14 protein-coding genes are annotated in these 15,540 nt (G+C 65.5%); 9 read left to right on the top strand and 5 right to left on the bottom strand.

The window, feature by feature from the left end; genetic code table 11:
* Position 1: 1 nt before the first annotated feature.
* From ACTIF6_RS17000 to ACTIF6_RS16990, 3 genes are read right to left on the bottom strand one after another with little or no spacing between them, the layout of a single operon-like run.
* Positions 2–820 carry a class II aldolase/adducin family protein gene (locus ACTIF6_RS17000; protein WP_439589109.1) on the bottom strand — a complete coding sequence of 273 codons (819 nt, stop codon included), beginning with the start codon at positions 818–820 and terminating at the stop codon, positions 2–4.
* Between the two features lie 31 nt (positions 821–851).
* Positions 852–1,544, bottom strand: a complete 693-nt coding sequence (locus ACTIF6_RS16995) for an HpcH/HpaI aldolase family protein (RefSeq protein ID WP_439589108.1) — start codon at positions 1,542–1,544, stop codon at positions 852–854.
* The gene (locus tag ACTIF6_RS16990) at positions 1,541–2,365 is read right to left on the bottom strand and encodes an IclR family transcriptional regulator (protein WP_439589107.1); all 825 of its coding nucleotides are present in this window, start codon (positions 2,363–2,365) and stop codon (positions 1,541–1,543) included. The genes ACTIF6_RS16995 and ACTIF6_RS16990 overlap by 4 nt, the downstream gene beginning before the upstream one ends.
* 190 nt (positions 2,366–2,555) lie before the next feature.
* Between ACTIF6_RS16990 and ACTIF6_RS16985 the strand changes: the two genes are divergently transcribed.
* Genes ACTIF6_RS16985 through ACTIF6_RS16975 form a run of 3 tightly spaced genes read left to right on the top strand, consistent with a single transcriptional unit; the run spans position 2,556 to position 5,957 of the window.
* Entirely contained in the window at positions 2,556–3,887 is a 1,332-nt protein-coding gene (locus ACTIF6_RS16985) for an amidase (RefSeq protein ID WP_439589106.1), read from the top strand.
* On the top strand, positions 3,880–5,115 hold the full coding sequence (locus ACTIF6_RS16980) for a CaiB/BaiF CoA transferase family protein (protein WP_439589105.1): 1,236 nt from the start codon (positions 3,880–3,882) through the stop codon (positions 5,113–5,115). The genes ACTIF6_RS16985 and ACTIF6_RS16980 overlap by 8 nt, the downstream gene beginning before the upstream one ends.
* Entirely contained in the window at positions 5,112–5,957 is an 846-nt protein-coding gene (locus tag ACTIF6_RS16975) for an HpcH/HpaI aldolase/citrate lyase family protein (RefSeq protein WP_439589104.1), read from the top strand. Before ACTIF6_RS16980 ends, ACTIF6_RS16975 begins: the two co-directional genes overlap by 4 nt.
* Here ACTIF6_RS16975 and ACTIF6_RS16970 read toward each other — a convergent pair.
* Positions 5,954–6,874 (bottom strand): alpha/beta fold hydrolase, encoded by a 921-nt coding sequence (locus ACTIF6_RS16970; RefSeq protein ID WP_439589103.1) that lies wholly within the window; start codon positions 6,872–6,874, stop codon positions 5,954–5,956. The two genes, ACTIF6_RS16975 and ACTIF6_RS16970, sit on opposite strands and share 4 nt — an antisense overlap.
* A 35-nt stretch (positions 6,875–6,909) precedes the next feature.
* On the opposite strand from ACTIF6_RS16970, the gene ACTIF6_RS16965 reads away from it, so the two are divergent.
* The gene (locus ACTIF6_RS16965) at positions 6,910–8,664 is read left to right on the top strand and encodes an acyl-CoA synthetase (protein WP_439589102.1); all 1,755 of its coding nucleotides are present in this window, start codon (positions 6,910–6,912) and stop codon (positions 8,662–8,664) included.
* Between the two features lie 273 nt (positions 8,665–8,937).
* Here the strand turns inward: ACTIF6_RS16965 and ACTIF6_RS16960 are convergent, their stop codons facing one another.
* Positions 8,938–9,858, bottom strand: a complete 921-nt coding sequence (locus tag ACTIF6_RS16960; RefSeq protein WP_439589101.1) for a LysR substrate-binding domain-containing protein — start codon at positions 9,856–9,858, stop codon at positions 8,938–8,940.
* 207 nt (positions 9,859–10,065) lie between these two features.
* On the opposite strand from ACTIF6_RS16960, the gene ACTIF6_RS16955 reads away from it, so the two are divergent.
* The 5 genes from ACTIF6_RS16955 to ACTIF6_RS16935 are packed head-to-tail and all read left to right on the top strand — an operon-like array spanning position 10,066 to position 15,515.
* A complete protein-coding gene (locus ACTIF6_RS16955; RefSeq protein ID WP_439589100.1) occupies positions 10,066–11,253 on the top strand; it encodes an ABC transporter substrate-binding protein in 1,188 nt (395 codons plus the stop codon).
* Positions 11,254–11,257: 4 nt separating this feature from the next.
* Entirely contained in the window at positions 11,258–12,280 is a 1,023-nt protein-coding gene (locus ACTIF6_RS16950; protein ID WP_439589099.1) for an ABC transporter ATP-binding protein, read from the top strand.
* 8 nt (positions 12,281–12,288) lie between these two features.
* On the top strand, positions 12,289–13,230 hold the full coding sequence (locus ACTIF6_RS16945; protein WP_439589098.1) for an ABC transporter permease: 942 nt from the start codon (positions 12,289–12,291) through the stop codon (positions 13,228–13,230).
* Complete coding sequence (locus ACTIF6_RS16940; RefSeq protein ID WP_439589097.1) at positions 13,220–14,026, top strand: ABC transporter permease; 807 nt, start codon at positions 13,220–13,222, stop codon at positions 14,024–14,026. The genes ACTIF6_RS16945 and ACTIF6_RS16940 overlap by 11 nt, the downstream gene beginning before the upstream one ends.
* Before the next feature lie 31 nt (positions 14,027–14,057).
* Positions 14,058–15,515: a gamma-aminobutyraldehyde dehydrogenase gene (locus ACTIF6_RS16935; protein WP_439589096.1), complete on the top strand. Its 1,458-nt coding sequence runs from the start codon at positions 14,058–14,060 to the stop codon at positions 15,513–15,515.
* Positions 15,516–15,540 lie beyond the last annotated feature (25 nt).

The following is a 15,540-nucleotide window of genomic DNA, read 5'->3' as shown; positions in this document are numbered from 1 at the left end:
GTCAGTCGAAGAGGTCCGGATCCGAGCGGGCGATCGCGTCGTAGATCGGCTGGAAATGCAGCCAGGCCATGAACGGCGTGGCCAGGTGCTTGCGCGAGTGCTCGGCGGCCTCGGGGCTCACCAGCTTGAGTGGATGACCTGTGGCTTCTGCCTTGAGCTGGATTTCGCAGGCGCGCTCCAGTGCAATGAACCACCAGGCGGCCTCGTCCACGCTTTCGCGGCCTACCGTGAACAATCCGTGGTTCTGGTGAATGGCGGCCTTGTTGTTGCCCATGGCCGCAGCCACGGCCTGGCCCGCATCGCCATCGACCACCACAGCGCCCGCCTGCTCGGTGATGACCGCGTGGTCGCCATAGAAGCCGCAGGCCGTCTGTGTGATGGGGTCCAGCGGCCGACCGAGCGCGGCCCATGCCATGCCGTTTGACGTGTGCATGTGACAGGAAGCCAGCACGTGAGGGTGCTGCATGTGGATCGCGGAATGCAGGACGAAGCCGGCGCGATTGACCGCCCAGTTGCCCTCCAGCACGGTCCCATCGTGCGCGACCAGGAGAAGATCGGATACGCGCACGCGTCCGAAGTCCATCGCGAACGGGTTGGTCCAGAAGCAATCGGGGAACTCGGGATCGCGCACCGTCACATGGCCGGCAAAGCCGTATTCGTAGCGGTAGCGCGCGAACACCCTGCAGACCGCAGCCAGGCGCTGTTTGCGATGCAGGCGCTCCTCGGCGACCGTGTTGAACACGGGCGGTTTGGGAAAATGCAGGCCTTGCTGGGAAGGCTGGTAAACCGATGCGGGTTGGCCGGCGTCGGGCGTGCTCATGTCCATGTGTGTTCTCTTTGGCTCAAAGGGGTCAAGATCGGGCCAGCGGAAAAGATCGAGCACCGATCCTGAGCCAGTCGTTGACGTGGAAATAGAGAAACTGCGCACCACGCTCGACCCACTGGTCAGCGTCGCCGGGCTTGACCATGGTGCCGACGCAGCGGCCCGCAGCTCGCGTGCGTGCCAGGATGTCGTCGACCGCCGCCTGCACAGGCGCCACCGCGTAGTCTCCCTGGTGGCCCATGCTGCGTGAGAGGTCTACCGGGCCGATGAAGTACGCGTCGATGCCCTCGACAGCCAGGAAGGCGTCCAGGTCGGCGTGGGCAGCGGCACTCTCGATCTGGACCACGACGATCTTGTCGTCGGCGTCGTGCGGATGGCAGTAGCGCACGCAGTCCACCACGGCGCGCGCCTGCTCGGCGGAATCGAGTCGCGGAACAATGATGCCGTCGATGCCGCGCAGCAGCATGCGTTCAATGACCCAGGGCTCCGGGGAAAACAACCGCACTAGAACGCACAGGCCACTCAGCCGGGCCGCTCGCGCCATGTTTTCGATGCTCTCCATGTCCGGGCTGCCTTGTTCGGCATCGAGCATCACGGCATCGACGCCAAGCTCGGGCTTCGCCAGAAACTCCACCAGCCCCGCGCTGACGTAGTCGACGTTGATGACCGACACCGGCTCGCCTGCCCGAAGGCGAGCCTTGAACTTCGCACTGGCTTTCACGCCGTGGCCTCGGGCGAGGGCGTGAGGCCCAGGGCCTGTTCCAGGGCGCGTGCCTGGCGCGTGAGCAGGGCGACGATCGATTCGCGGCGCTGCGGATGCATGCGGCTGGTGATGCTGGCAATCGACAGGGCTGCGGCGGGACGTCCCGTGAGGTCGCGCACGATCACGCCGATGGCGGCCATCTCTGGCAGCATCAGCCCATCGTTGAGCGCGAAGCCTTGCACGCGTGTCTGCCTCACCATGGTGCGCAGGTTGGCGGCATCGAAGTTGGGGTGTGGCGCGAGCTTGTCCCGGTTGCGGGCGATCACCTGATCCACCTCGGCATCCGGCAGGGCTGACAGCAGCGCCAGGCTGCCCGCGCCCAGACCCAGCGGGCGGTAGTCGCCCACTTCCAGCGTGAGCGTGCGGATGGGAAACGAACCAACCTGCCGCGCCGCGCAAAGCGCACTGTCTCCCGCTCGCAGTGACAGGTAGACGGTGTCCCCCGTTTCCTGGGCCAGCAAGGTCATGCAAGGCTGGGCCAGTTGCACCAGGTCGAAACGTGCGGCGGACGCCAGCCCCATTCGGTACAGCTTGAGCCCCGGAAAGAACAGGCGCGATTTCTCGTCGTACTCGACCATGCCCAGCTTCCTGAGTCCGGTGAGCAGGCGATGGGCTGTGGGCTTGGAGAGCCGTGCCTTCTCGGCCAGAGGGCCAAGGGCGGCGCCTTCAGCGGCGTGGTTGACCACTTCCTCCAACAGCCCCATGGCCCGGTCGAGGCTTTGCGTCAGCGATGCCTGGGTGGCTGCGATGTCGGATTCGGCTTCCAGGAGATTTTCCATAATACTTAAGTTATGTCTCATTAAATGAGATGAAATCTACTTAAAACTGAAAACAGTCAATTTCATATCGATCGGTGAAATGCTATCACAATTAAATGAGATAGACTGAGCAAAAAATCTTTAACATGATTTGAGAGACACCATGAGCCAAACCATGATCCAACGCGCTCCCTCAGAGGTTGGGAGCTCCTTGCATGCCACGCGTCAGGCGCTCGACCGCATCGAGCGTCTGAACCCCAGCATCAACGCCATGATCTGCACCACGCGCGATGAGGCGCTCGACAGCGCACAAGGCCTGGATCGCGCCGCTGCGGCGGGCGAGTGGCGCGGCCTGTTGCACGGCATGACGGTCAGCGTGAAGGACAACGTGGATGTGGCCGGTGTGCCCACCACCGCAGCGTCGGGCATGCTGCGCAACAACGTCGCCAGCACCAACGCCTTTGTGGTGGATCGACTGGTTCGCAATGGCGCCGTGATCGTGGGCAAAGCCAATCTGCACGAATGGGTGTTCGGGCCGACGAGCCAGAGCCTGCATTTCGGGCCGGTTCGCAATCCGTGGAATACGGCGCACATTGCCGGTGGTTCCAGTGGTGGATCCGGCGCCTCGGTGGCCGCTGGCATGTGCGTGGCATCCATCGGCAGTGACACGGCAGGCTCCATCCGGCTACCGGCTTCTTTCAATGGCGTGGCCGGCCTGAGGCCCACGGTGGGTCGCATCTCGTCCAGCGGCGCCTTGCCGGTCAGTCCGCCGTTTGACACGCTGGGTCCGCTCGCCAGGCGGGTGAGCGACGTGGCCCGCGTGTTCGCGGCCATCGCCGGACACGACCCGCAGGACCCGATCTCGGTGGATCAGCCGGTGCCCAACTTCCTTTCGACGCTGAACGAATCGGTGGCGGGCATGCGCATAGGTCTCCAGCGCCGTTGGTTCTTCGATGACCTGGACCCAGACGTCGCCGCTGCCATGGAGGCCGCCATCGCGGTGTTCGTCTCGCTGGGCGTGGAGTTCGTGGATGTCGATCTGGGCGACGTTGAGAACGCGCAGCAGATGCTGACGTTCAGCATGATCCCGGCCGATGCCATGCGCCTGCATGCCGAGCGCATTGCCGAACGCGAGGCGGATTACGGTGCGGATGTGCTCATGCGCATGCGCCTGGGCGAGAAGGTGAGCGGCGTTCAGTACGCCCAGTCCATGCGGTGGATGGAAGGCTGGCGGCACCGCCTTCGAGGCGTGTTCCAGCGCGTGGATGCCATCCTGTCGCCCACCACGCCTTCCACGGCGCCAGCCGCGCAGGGGCTCGATTTTGCGCAGGCCATTCGCCGGATTCCCCGCTTCAGCTGTGCCTGGCCGATCGCGGGCATTCCCAGCCTCGCCGTTCCCTGCGGTTTGAGCCGGGAAGGTTTGCCGATGTCGCTGGAACTCGCCGGCGCCTGGTTCAAAGAACCGGACCTGCTGCGTCTGGGCCATGCCTACCAAGGTGTGACCGAACACCACCTTCGCATGGCGCCCGTGCTTCATGCGTAACGCCACATTTGATCCTGGGCATGTCGGCCCCCTTCGCGGTCTGCGGGTGCTGGATCTGACGCGACTGGTCGCCGGCAACATGCTCTCGTTGCAGCTGGCCGACTTTGGTGCCGACGTGATCAAGGTGGAGGATCCCGATGGCGGCGATACGCTGCGCCATTGGCGAGAGCGAGGACCGGCGCATCCCGAGGGTGTCGATGTGTGGTGGAAGGTTTACGCCCGCAACAAGAAAAGCCTGGCAATCGACCTTCGCAGCGAGTCCGGCCGCGAGGTGTTGAAGCACCTGGTGTGCACCGCACAGGTGTTCATGGAGAGCTTCCGGCCAGGAACGCTGGAGAAGATGGGGCTCGGCCCCGAGACCTTGCTGGCCCTGAACCCAGGCTTGGTCGTTCTGCGTCTGACGGGGTGGGGTCAGACCGGTCCCTACCATCAGCAGCCTGGTTTTGGCAGTCTGGTGGAAGCCATGTCGGGCTTCGCAGCCAAGAACGGCGCCCCCGACCAGCCGCCCATGCTGCCCAACATGGCGCTGGCCGACATGGTGGCGGGCCTCTATGGCGCCTTTGCCGTGGCTGCCGCCGTGCGGGAGGTGGAGACGCAGGGGGGGAAGGGGCAGGTGATCGATCTTTCGCTGATCGAGCCGCTGCTGTCCATCATGGGACCCGACGCGGCGGCTCACCACGTCAGCGGCAAGGTGCCTGCACGCACTGGCAACCGGACGTCCATCTCGGCGCCCCGCAACATCTACGGCACCAAAGAGGGCGAGTGGGTGGCGTTGTCGGCATCGACGCAGGGCATGACGGAGCGACTGTTTCGCGCCATCGGCCGGGAAGACCTGATCGCCGATCCCCGCTTCCGCACCAATGCGGACCGTCTGACCCACGTCGAGGCCCTCGACGAGGTGGTCGGCGCCTTCATTGGCGCGCGCACGCTGGAAGAAAATCTCAGCCACTTCCGATCGCTTGAAGTGACGGTGGGACCGGTGTACGACATCGGCCAGATCGTCGCCGACGAACATGTGGTGGAGCGCGGCATCATGGTGCAGCTGCCCGACGCCGACATCGGCACGCTGCCCATGCACGCCGTCATTCCCCGACTCTCCCAGACCCCGGGCGGCCTCATGCGGCCCGCGCCTCGCCTGGGTCAGCACTCGCAGGAGGTGCTGCGCAGCGCAGGTGTGAGCGAAGCCACCCTCCAGGAACTCATCGACAGAAAGGTCATTGCCTCATGAATGTCCAGCAAGCCCACGCGTTGCGGTCGCAGCTGTTTGTCCCGGCGTTGTCCGAGCAGTTCGTCGACAAGGCCCACACGCGAGGTGCGGACGCCATCATTGTGGACCTGGAGGATGCGGTGGCACCCGCGGCCAAGCAGGACGCACGCCGGGCGCTGTCCGGCGTTGTGCAACGCATCTCGGCCAGAGGTGTTCCGGTGTTCGTGCGGGTCAACAACGATCCCGAACTGCTCCATGCCGATCTGGACGCCGCCCTTGCCACGCCATTGGCCGGCATCTTTTTCCCCAAGGCGGAGGACCCCGAGCAGGTCAGCCAGGTGGCCGCCCGGACGCGCGCGGCTGGGACCGCGCTGGTGTTGTTGCTGGAGTCGCCAGTGGCCGTGCTGCGTGCGGCCGAACTGGCGGCATGCAGCGACGACGTGGTGGCACTGGTGTTCGGCAGCGAGGACTACGCGAACTGTCTCGGCGTGGTGCCCACCATCGAGTCCATGCAGTATCCCGCCAGCGCGGTGGCGCTGGCGGCGCGAGCGAACGGCCGGGCTGCCTGGGGCGTGGTGGGCAGTCTGGCGGAGATCGGGGATCTGGAGCTTCTGGGTCGCATGGCACGCACGGCAAGGCATGCCGGCTACACCGGCGCACTGGCCATCCATCCCAGCCAGGTGAAAGTGCTGAACGAAGCCTTTGGGGCCTCCGAGCAGGAAGCGATGGAGGCGGCAGCCATCGTGGCGGCGTTTGACGCGGCCATGGCCCAGGGTCTCGGCGCGGTCCAGCACAACGGCCGCATGCTGGACAAACCCATTGTCGAGCGTGCGCGCTCGTTGTTGGCAAGGGCCTCGCGCTAGCCGTCGCGATCGATCAGGAAATCCTCGATCAGGCGCGCCAGCTCGGCGGGCTGGTCGTGGTGCATCATGTGGCCCGCATCGTTCACCACGGCGTTGCGCAGGTCGGGCACCGCCTGCAGACGTTCGTGGTACTGCTCGATCGTGAACCGGCCTTTCCACCACAACGACAGGCTGTCGTCGCTGGCCGTGACCGACAGCACCGGTGCGCTGATGCGGCGGTAGAGCTCCAGCGTTTCGTCCAGGCGGTAGAGCTGCGCGCTCACCACTTTGTGGGCGGCATCGCCCAGAATTTCCCACTCGCCTTTTGCATTGGGAGCGGCCCATTGGCGTGCGAGCCAGTCGGCCTTGTCCTGCGGCAGGCGGGGATTGGTCTTCATCAGGCGGCGTGCCACGCCATCGGGTGAGCTGTAGCTTTTCAGCGCATGTTCGCCTCGTCGCAGGGCTTTGAGTTCGTCGAGCCACTGCGCGTAGCGCCCGGGGGCCTGTGATGGCCGGGTTTCGGGCATGCCGAAGCCTTCGAGGTTGACCAGGCGGCGGATGCGCTGCGGCCGCACCCCCGCGTAGATCATGGCCACGTTGCCGCCCATGCTGTGGCCCACCAGGTCCACGGGCCGATCGCCCACCACCTCGTCGAGCAGGGCATCCAGGTCGGCCATGTAGTCCGGGAACCAGTAGTTGTCGGGGGGCCCGCCTTTGGCTTTGGTGAGGCCGAATCCGCGCCAGTCGGGCGCGAGAATCCAGCGCTCGGTGGTCATGGCGTCCACCACGAACTGCCACGAAGCCGCCACGTCCATCCAGCCGTGCACCAGCACCAGTGGCGCTCGCGTGACGTCGGGCTGGCCCCAGCTTCGCAGGTGGCAATGGAGCTCACGGATCTGGAAAAACTCGCTGCGCGAGGACTTCTGGGCTTGGTACATTCGATCCATCATAAAGAACGGGCTGGAGACAACACATGCGCCAGAGTCAAGCCAGAGACAAGCAGGCGGGCCCGGTGGTGAATGCCTATGAGGCTTTGCATCGGGGCTTTGGCTGGCAGGTGCCCGACCATTTCAATATCGCGCAGGTCTGCATGCGCCGCTGGGCGGCCGATGCCACGCGCGCGGCACAAACAGCGGTAATCGCCTGCGCACCCGCGCGGCCCAATCAGCGTCACAGCTATACCGAACTCCTGGACCAGGCCAACCGTCTTTCTCAGGCGCTGGCCGCGCTGGGTGTGCAGCGCGGCGACCGCGTGGCCATCGTGCTGCCGCAACGCTTCGAGACGGCGGTGGCCTACATGGCGGTGTTGCAGATGGGTGCGGTGGGCATGCCGCTGTCGCAGCTGTTCGGCCCGGACGCGCTCGAATACCGGCTGCACGACAGCGAGGCCGTGGTGGCCATCTGCGACGCCGCCTCCTTGCCCGCGCTGCTGGATGTGCGCGAGAACTGCCCGCTGCTGCGTTGCGTGATCGGCATCGATGGCGATGGCACACCCAGGGGCATGCGTGCCGACCTGGACTGGACCTCGCTGCTGGCGCAGGAGAGTGCCGAGTTCCATGCGGTGAACACGCTGGCCGAAGAGGCCGCTGTGCTCATCTACACCAGTGGCACCACGGGCAATCCCAAAGGCGCTCTCATTCCGCACCGCGCGCTCATCGGCAACCTGCCCGGGTTCGTGTGCAGCCAGAACTGGTTTGGTTTCGATCCGTTCAACGCAAAGGTGCAAACAAGGGCGGTGTTCTGGTCGCCGGCGGACTGGGCCTGGACCGGCGGCCTCATGGATGCGCTGTTGCCCACGCTGTATTTCGGCTGCCCCATCGTGGCCTGGAACGGCCGGTTCGCGCCGCACACGGCGTTCGAACTGATGCAGCGCCACGGTGTCACGCACAGCTTCCTGTTCCCCACCGCGCTCAAGGCGATGATGAAGGCGGTGCCCGATGTGCGAGCGCAGTACCGCTTGAAGCTGCAGGCGCTCATGAGCGGGGGCGAGGCGGTGGGCGACGCGGTGTTCGCCTGGTGCCACGAGCAGCTCGGCGTGACGGTCAACGAGATATTCGGCCAGACCGAGATCAACTACGTCGTGGGCAACTGCTCCATGTTCTGGCCGGCCAGGCCTGGCAGCATGGGCAAGGCCTACCCGGGTCATCGCGTGGCGGTGATCGATGATGACGGGCGCGAGAGTGCGGTGGGTACGCCCGGCGAGATAGCGGTGCACCGGCTCGATCGCCACGGCCAACCCGACCCGGTTTTCTTCCTTGGTTACTGGAAGAACGAGGCGGCCACGCGTTCCAAGTACACGGGTGATCCCACCGGCAGTTGGTGCCGCACGGGCGATCTGGCCGTTCGCGATGCCGACGGCTATCTCTGGTACCAGGGCCGAGCCGACGACGTGTTCAAGTCGGCGGGCTACCGCATCGGGCCGAGCGAGATCGAGAACTGTCTTGTGAAACACCCGGCGGTGGCCAACGCGGCGGTGGTGCCCAAGCCCGATGCCGAGCGCGGGGCATTGGTCAAGGCTTATGTGGTGCTGGCGCCCGGGCATGTGGGCGATGAGGCGCTGGTGAAAACTCTGCAGGCGCATGTAAAAGGCATGCTGGCGCCTTACGAGTACCCGAAGGAGATCGAGTTCATCGCCGCCTTGCCCATGACCACGACGGGGAAGGTTCAGCGGCGGGTTTTGCGGTTGCAGGAGGAGCATCTGGCTTCTCTTGGCTTGCGTCGCTCCTGAACCTCGCGGGCTCATGGGTTCAAGGCGCTCTGTTCCGCGAATGTCCCCCGGCGGCGGGAGGCCGCCTCCTCCTTTATTTCGCTCCACAGATCGCCTTGAACCCATGAGCTGAAGGTGCTGGTGGCGCGCCAACCTTCCAAATGCCAACGAGGTCATCGAAGTCGGGGTGAACGGCGCAGCGAAATAAAGGAGGAGAGGCGGCGAAGCCGACTCGGGGGACATTCGCGGAGCCGTTCACCCCGACTCCGATGACCGCCGCAACCGAAGAAGGACTCAGGCAGCCGACCGCCGAGACCGCGATTGATCCCGCGCCACCTCGATGAATTCCAGAACCTCCGCGCGCGGTTGCGAACCACGCCGCCACACCAGCCCCACATCCACCGTCGGCACGGCGTCGCGCAGGGTGCGCACCTCCACGTGCTCCGCGTCCAGTGTCCAGGGCCGGTAGAGGAAGTCTGGCAGCACCGCCAGCCCCGCGCCCACCCCCACCAGCGAACGCACCGCCTCCAGCGACGACGTGCGCAACACCGTGCGTGGCTTGAGCTGGTGGCGCGCCCACACGCTGCGCATCAGCAACTCGATGCGGTCCGCCTGCAGCACCACCAGATCGTGCTGCACACATTCGGCCAGCCCCACCTCCGCTTGTGAAGCCAATGGGTGGTCGGCCGCCATCCACACGCGGTTGGGCGAACGCGTCAGCGTCTCTGCCACCAGTGCCTGCGGTTCGCCCAGGGCGTTGCTCACCATGATCGCGATGTCCAGTTCGCCATTGATCAGCAGGTGCTCGAGGAAAGGCGGCGCGTCCTCCACCACCTGCAGATCCACACCCGGGCAGGTACGCCGGAAACGCGCGAACACTTCCGAGAGGTAATAGCCCGCCACCAGGCTGGTCACGCCGATGGTGATGGTGCCGGCCAGCGGCGTGGCGCCGGGAGACACACCCCGCGTCGCATCGGCCACCGCCCCGATCACGCGCAAGGCCTTCACCTGGAATCGATGTCCTTCGGGCGTGAGCCGCATGCCCTTGGGGCTGCGCTCGAACAGCACCAGCCCAAGCTCGTCCTCCAGTTCCAGCACGCTTTTGGTGATGGCCGACTGCGCGATGTTGAGCATGCGCGACGCGGCGGCTACGGAGTCCGATTCGGCCACGGCCAGGAAATAGCGGAACTGCTTGAGCGTGATGTGGCGGTTCATGCTGGTGCGCACCGAGGCAGAGCAGCGCCCTGTTGCGGTGCAAAAAAGATATGGGTAAACCCTTGATCTCTATTTTCGAGATAGCTTACCGCAGCAATATTGAATTTTGAAAGCCGGTCGACGCTTCCTACGATGCGCTGCAGTCGGCCTGCCGGGCGGTGGGCCGTGTTTGTTGAAACCGTTCTCAACCTGGAAGGTGATCGACCCATGAAACTCGCACAACGCCCCCTAGCCCGCACCGTCGCAGGTCTCGTGACGACGGCCCTGGCGCTGGCCACCCTCGCACCGGCTGCGCATGCGCAATCGGCCTTGAAGAAACTGGGCAAAGGCGAAGGCCAGGTCGACATCGTCGCCTGGGCGGGCTACATCGAGCGCGGCCAGACCGACAAGAACTTCGACTGGGTGACCGAGTTCGAAAAGAAAACCGGCTGCAAGGTCAACGTGAAGACCGCGGGCACTTCGGACGAGATGGTGGCGTTGATGAACGAGGGCGGCTTCGATCTCGTGACCGCTTCGGGCGACGCCAGCATGCGCCTCATTGCAGGCAAGCGTGTGCAGCCCGTCAACGTGGACCTGATCCCGAGCTACAAGACCGTGGATCAGCGCCTGCAGAAGGCGCCCTGGCACTACGTGAACAACACCCACTACGGCACGCCGTATCAGTGGGGCTGGAACGTGCTCATGTACAACACCACGGTGTTCAAGGACAAGCCGCCCACCAGCTGGAGCGTGGTGTTCGAGGAGACCACGCTGCCCGATGGCAAGAGCAACAAGGGCCGCGTTCAGGCCTTCGATGGCCCGATCTACATCGCCGATGCCGCGCTCTACCTGATGAAGAAGAACCCGGCCCTGGGCATCAAGGACCCGTATGAACTCAATGAGGCGCAGTACAAGGCCGCACTCGACCTGCTGCGCGGCCAGCGCAAGCTCGTGGGCAAGTACTGGCACGACGCCTTCGTGCAGATCGACGACTTCACCAACGAAGGCGTGGTCGCTTCCAGCAGCTGGCAGTTCATGGCCAACATCCTCAAGAGCAAGAACCGCCCGGTGGCCACCGTGGTGCCCGCCGAGGGCGCCACGGGCTGGGCCGACACGACCATGATGCATGTTGACGCCAAGAACCCGAACTGCGCCTACATGTGGATGGAGCACTCGCTCAACACCAAGCTGCAGGGCGATCTTTCGGCCTGGTTCGGCTCGGTGCCTTCGGTGCCGGCGGCCTGCAAGGGCAACAAGCTGCTGGGCGACCAGGGCTGCGCCAACCAGGGCTTCAACAGCTTCGAGAAGATCTCGTTCTGGAAGACGCCCACCAGCAAGTGCGCCTCGCAGAACAACGCTTGCGTGCCTTATCACAAGTGGGTCTCCGACTACATCGCTGTCCTCGGGGGCCGCTGATCACATGACGGTTGCTGTCACGCTGGAGGGGGTGTCCTGCGTGTTCGGCAGCGGCGCACAGATGGTGCGCGCTGTCGATCACGTGGACCTGACCATCGAAGGAGGGGAGTTCTTCACCTTGCTGGGGCCTTCGGGCTCCGGCAAGACGACTTGCCTGCGGATGATCGGTGGCTTCACCTTGCCGACGTCGGGGCGCATCCTGATCGGGGGGCAGGATGTGTCGCACCTGCCGCCCTACGCGAGGCCGGTGAACACGGTGTTCCAGGACTACGCGCTGTTCCCGCACATGAACATCCGCGACAACGTGGCCTACGGCCTGATGGTGCAGGGCGTGGAGAAGGCGCAGCGCCACGCGCGTGCGGAGCAGATGCTGGATCTGGTTCGGCTTTCAGGCGTGGGCATTCGCCGGCCGGGGCAGCTCTCCGGTGGACAGCGGCAGCGCGTGGCACTGGCGCGCGCGCTGATCAACCAGCCGCAGGTGCTGCTGCTCGACGAACCCCTGGGTGCGCTGGACCTCAAGCTGCGTGAGCAGATGCAGACGGAGTTGAAGGCGCTGCAGCGGCAACTGGGCATCACCTTCCTCTTCATCACGCACGACCAGCACGAGGCGCTGTCCATGAGCGACCGCATCGGCGTGTTCAACAACGGCAGGCTGGAGCAGGTGGGGGCGCCGCAGGCGATCTACAACCGGCCGGCCACGCGCTTCGTGGCCGAGTTCGTGGGCGCGGCCAATGTGTTCGACGGCGCGCGGGCCCGCGAGATCGCCGGGGTGGACAGCGTGATGCTGAGGCCCGAGCGCATTCGCCTGGGCGCGGCGCCCGAAGCCCGCATCAGTGGCGCCGTGATCGACGCGCAGTACTTCGGGTCTTTCTCGCGCGTGCGGGTGGACTGGTCGGGCGGCGTCGTGGCGGTGGACCTCAATCCCGAGCTGCACCCCCTGCTGCCCAACACCGGTGACACCGTGCACCTGCACTGGCAGGCCGATGCGGTGCATGCGCTGGCAGGCCCTCGGGCGGTATTGCCATGAACCTGGCCATGTCCGCGCCCGCCACCGTGCCGCGCGGCGGGGCGTTGCGCCGGCTTTCCGACCTGCTGTACATGCGGCGCGACCTGTTGCTGCTGGCGCTGCTCGGTCCGCCGCTCCTGTGGTTCGGTGTGATCTACCTGGGCTCGCTGTTCGCGCTGCTGGCCAACAGCTTCTTTGCGCTCGACGAGTTCTCGGGTGTGGTCGACCGCTCGACCTTCACGTTGCACAACTTCCGCGAGATGACCGATCCCGCGAACGTCGATGTGGTGCTGCGCACCGTGGCGATGGCGGTCAGCGTCACGCTGGCCTGCGGACTGATCGCCTTTCCCATTGCGTACTACATGGCGCGTTACGCACGCGGCTCGCAGAAGGCTTTGCTCTACATCGCGGTCATGCTGCCGTTGTGGTCGAGCTATCTGGTGCGGCTTTATGCGTGGAAGCTGTTGCTGGCCAAGGAGGGCGCCATCTCCTGGGTGCTGGCCGAGGTTCACATGACCTGGCTGCTGGACGCCTTGCTGTCCACGCCGGGCATTGGCGGGAACTCGCTCTCGTTCTCGCGCCTGGGCACCTTCATCGTGTTCGTCTACATGTGGTTGCCCTTCATGATCCTGCCGATCCAGGCCGCGATCGAGCGCATCCCCGGTTCGCTGCTCGAAGCCTCCAGCGACCTGGGCGCACGCAGCGGCACCACGTTCTGGAAAGTGATCTTCCCGCTCGCCATGCCGGGCATCGCGGCCGGCTCCATCTTCACCTTCTCGCTCACGCTGGGCGACTACATCATTCCGCAGGTGATCGGCGACTCCACGCTGTTCATCGGGCAGGTCGTCTATCGCCAGCAGGGTGTGGCAGGCAACGTGCCCTTTGCTGCCGCGTTCTCGCTCGTGCCCATTGTGGTGATCGGCATCTACCTGTGGATCGCCAAGCGGCTGGGAGCTTTCGATGCGCTCTGACCCATCCCGCGCCGGCTGGGGCCTGAAGGCGGCCACCTGGGCGGGCGTGCTGTTCCTGCACATCCCGCTCGCGCTCATCATCCTCTACGCCTTCAGCGCCGAAGACAAAAGCTACGTGTTCCCGCCACCGGCACTCACCACGCAATGGTTTGCTGCTGCCTGGGAACGCGAAGACGTTTGGGCGGCCATCGGCCTGTCGTTCCGCGTGGCGCTGGTCTCGACCGCGCTGGCCATGGTGCTGGGCACGCTGGCGGCAGCGGGCCTGGCGCGCACGCGCTTCTTCGGCCGCGACGCGATCTCACTGCTGCTGATCCTGCCGATCGCGCTGCCCGGCATCGTCACCGGCATTGCACTGCGCACCGCGTACCACACGGCGGAGATCCCGTTCAGCTTCTGGACCATCGTGGTCGGCCACGCCACTTTCTGCGTCGTGGTGGTCTACAACAACGCGGTGGCGCGGCTGCGGCGCACCAGCCCTTCGCTGATCGAGGCCTCGATGGACCTCGGCGCCGACAGCTTCCAGACCATCCGCTACGTGATCCTGCCGCAGCTGGGCTCGGCCTTGCTCGCGGGCGGCCTGTTGGCATTTGCGCTGAGCTTCGATGAAGTCATCGTGACCACCTTCACCGCAGGCCAGCAGACCACGTTGCCGATCTGGATGCTGCAGGAACTGATCCGCCCGCGCCAGCGGCCAGTGACCAACGTGGTGGCCGTCGTCATCATCGCGCTCACCTTCGTGCCCATCCTGGCGGCGTACTACCTCACGCGCGCCGACGAGCAGCCGGGCGCCCGCTGAATCCGAACCCTTTCACCCAACGGAGACCACCATGGGAAAGACCCCCGACTTCCAGGCCCCGGCCCTGCACACCGAGTTGTTCATCGACGGCCAGTTCGTGATCGGCGAAGGCGAGGCCGAGCGCGTGCTCAACCCGGCCACGGGCGAGGTCATCGTCAAGGTGCCCGAGGCCTCCTTCGAGCAGATCCACAAGGCGGTGCTGGGCGCGAGCCGGGCTTTCGACAGCTGGAGCGAGACCACGCCCATGGAGCGCTCGCGCCTGCTGCTCAAGGTCGCCGATGCGATCGAACAGCGCGCCGAGCAGTTCGCACGCCTGGAGTCGCTCAATTGCGGCAAGCCGTATGCGCGCGCCCTGGAAGACGAGATCCCGGCCATCGTCGACTGCTTCCGGTTCTTCGCTGGCGCGGCGCGCTGCATGACGGGCTCGGTGGCCAGCGAGTACCTGGCCGGCCACACCAGCATGATCCGGCGCGACCCCGTGGGCGTGGTGGGATCGATCGCACCCTGGAACTACCCGCTCATGATGGCCGCGTGGAAATGTGCACCAGCCCTGGCGGCGGGCAACACCGTGGTGCTCAAGCCCAGCGAGCAGACGCCGCTGACCACGCTCCTGCTGGCGCGCGTGGTGGCCGACATCCTGCCCAAGGGCGTATTCAATGTGGTTTGCGGCCGAGGCCCGAGCGTGGGCCAGCCGCTGGTGGAGCACCCGCTGGTGCGCATGGTCTCGCTGACTGGCGACGTCTCCACCGGCCGCAAGATCCTGCAGGCCGCCACCGGCACCTTGAAGCGCACGCACCTCGAGCTTGGCGGCAAGGCGCCGGTGCTGGTCTTCGACGATGCCGACATCGAGGCCGTGGTCGAGGGTATCCGCACCTTCGGCTACTACAACGCCGGACAGGATTGCACCGCCGCCTGCCGCCTGTACGCCGGCGCCAAGGTATACGACCGCCTGGTGGCCGACCTCAGCGGCGCGGTGAAGACCATCCAGATGGGCACGCAGGACGAGGCTGGCGCGGAACTCGGCCCGCTCATCAGCGACCGCCAGCGCGATCGCGTGGCCAGTTTCGTGGAACGCGCGCAGATGGTGGGGCACATGGAGGTGACGGCCGGCGGCAAGGTGCGAACCGGCAGCGGCTTCTTCTACGAACCCACGGTGATCGCCGGTGCCCGTCAGGACGACGAGATCGTGCGCCGCGAGGTGTTTGGCCCGGTGGTGTCGGTGACCCGCTTCACCGATCCCGAGGAAGCGGTGACCTGGGCCAACGATTCGGAATACGGACTGGCGTCATCGGTGTGGACGCAGGACGTCTCGCGTGCGTTCAAGGTGGCGCGCAAGCTTCAATACGGCTGCACCTGGATCAACACCCACTTCATGCTGGTGAATGAAATGCCGCATGGTGGCATGAAGGCCAGCGGCTATGGCAAGGACATGTCGATGTACGCGCTGGAGGACTACACGGTGGCCCGGCACGTGATGCTGAAGCTGTAAAGAAAAATCCCGGCAGTGCCGGGAT

It is taken from the genome of Hydrogenophaga sp., from assembly GCF_051860785.1.
GTDB lineage: Bacteria > Pseudomonadota > Gammaproteobacteria > Burkholderiales > Burkholderiaceae_C > Hydrogenophaga.
This window is presented reverse-complemented; position numbering and strand designations above follow the sequence as displayed.

What these genes read in the sequence shown, in the direction of transcription:
- ACTIF6_RS16975 (WP_439589104.1), top strand. Translation starts at nt 5,112, where the DNA reads ATGAATGTCCAGCAAGCCCACGCGTTGCGGTCGCAGCTGTTTGTCCCG.
- ACTIF6_RS16945 (WP_439589098.1), top strand. Translation starts at nt 12,289, where the DNA reads ATGTCCGCGCCCGCCACCGTGCCGCGCGGCGGGGCGTTGCGCCGGCTT.
- ACTIF6_RS16960 (WP_439589101.1), bottom strand. Translation starts at nt 9,858, where the DNA reads ATGAACCGCCACATCACGCTCAAGCAGTTCCGCTATTTCCTGGCCGTG.
- ACTIF6_RS16955 (WP_439589100.1), top strand. Translation starts at nt 10,066, where the DNA reads ATGAAACTCGCACAACGCCCCCTAGCCCGCACCGTCGCAGGTCTCGTG.
- ACTIF6_RS16970 (WP_439589103.1), bottom strand. Translation starts at nt 6,874, where the DNA reads ATGTACCAAGCCCAGAAGTCCTCGCGCAGCGAGTTTTTCCAGATCCGT.
- ACTIF6_RS16940 (WP_439589097.1), top strand. Translation starts at nt 13,220, where the DNA reads ATGCGCTCTGACCCATCCCGCGCCGGCTGGGGCCTGAAGGCGGCCACC.
- ACTIF6_RS16965 (WP_439589102.1), top strand. Translation starts at nt 6,910, where the DNA reads ATGCGCCAGAGTCAAGCCAGAGACAAGCAGGCGGGCCCGGTGGTGAAT.
- ACTIF6_RS16980 (WP_439589105.1), top strand. Translation starts at nt 3,880, where the DNA reads ATGCGTAACGCCACATTTGATCCTGGGCATGTCGGCCCCCTTCGCGGT.
- ACTIF6_RS16950 (WP_439589099.1), top strand. Translation starts at nt 11,258, where the DNA reads ATGACGGTTGCTGTCACGCTGGAGGGGGTGTCCTGCGTGTTCGGCAGC.
- ACTIF6_RS16935 (WP_439589096.1), top strand. Translation starts at nt 14,058, where the DNA reads ATGGGAAAGACCCCCGACTTCCAGGCCCCGGCCCTGCACACCGAGTTG.
- ACTIF6_RS17000 (WP_439589109.1), bottom strand. Translation starts at nt 820, where the DNA reads ATGAGCACGCCCGACGCCGGCCAACCCGCATCGGTTTACCAGCCTTCC.
- ACTIF6_RS16990 (WP_439589107.1), bottom strand. Translation starts at nt 2,365, where the DNA reads ATGGAAAATCTCCTGGAAGCCGAATCCGACATCGCAGCCACCCAGGCA.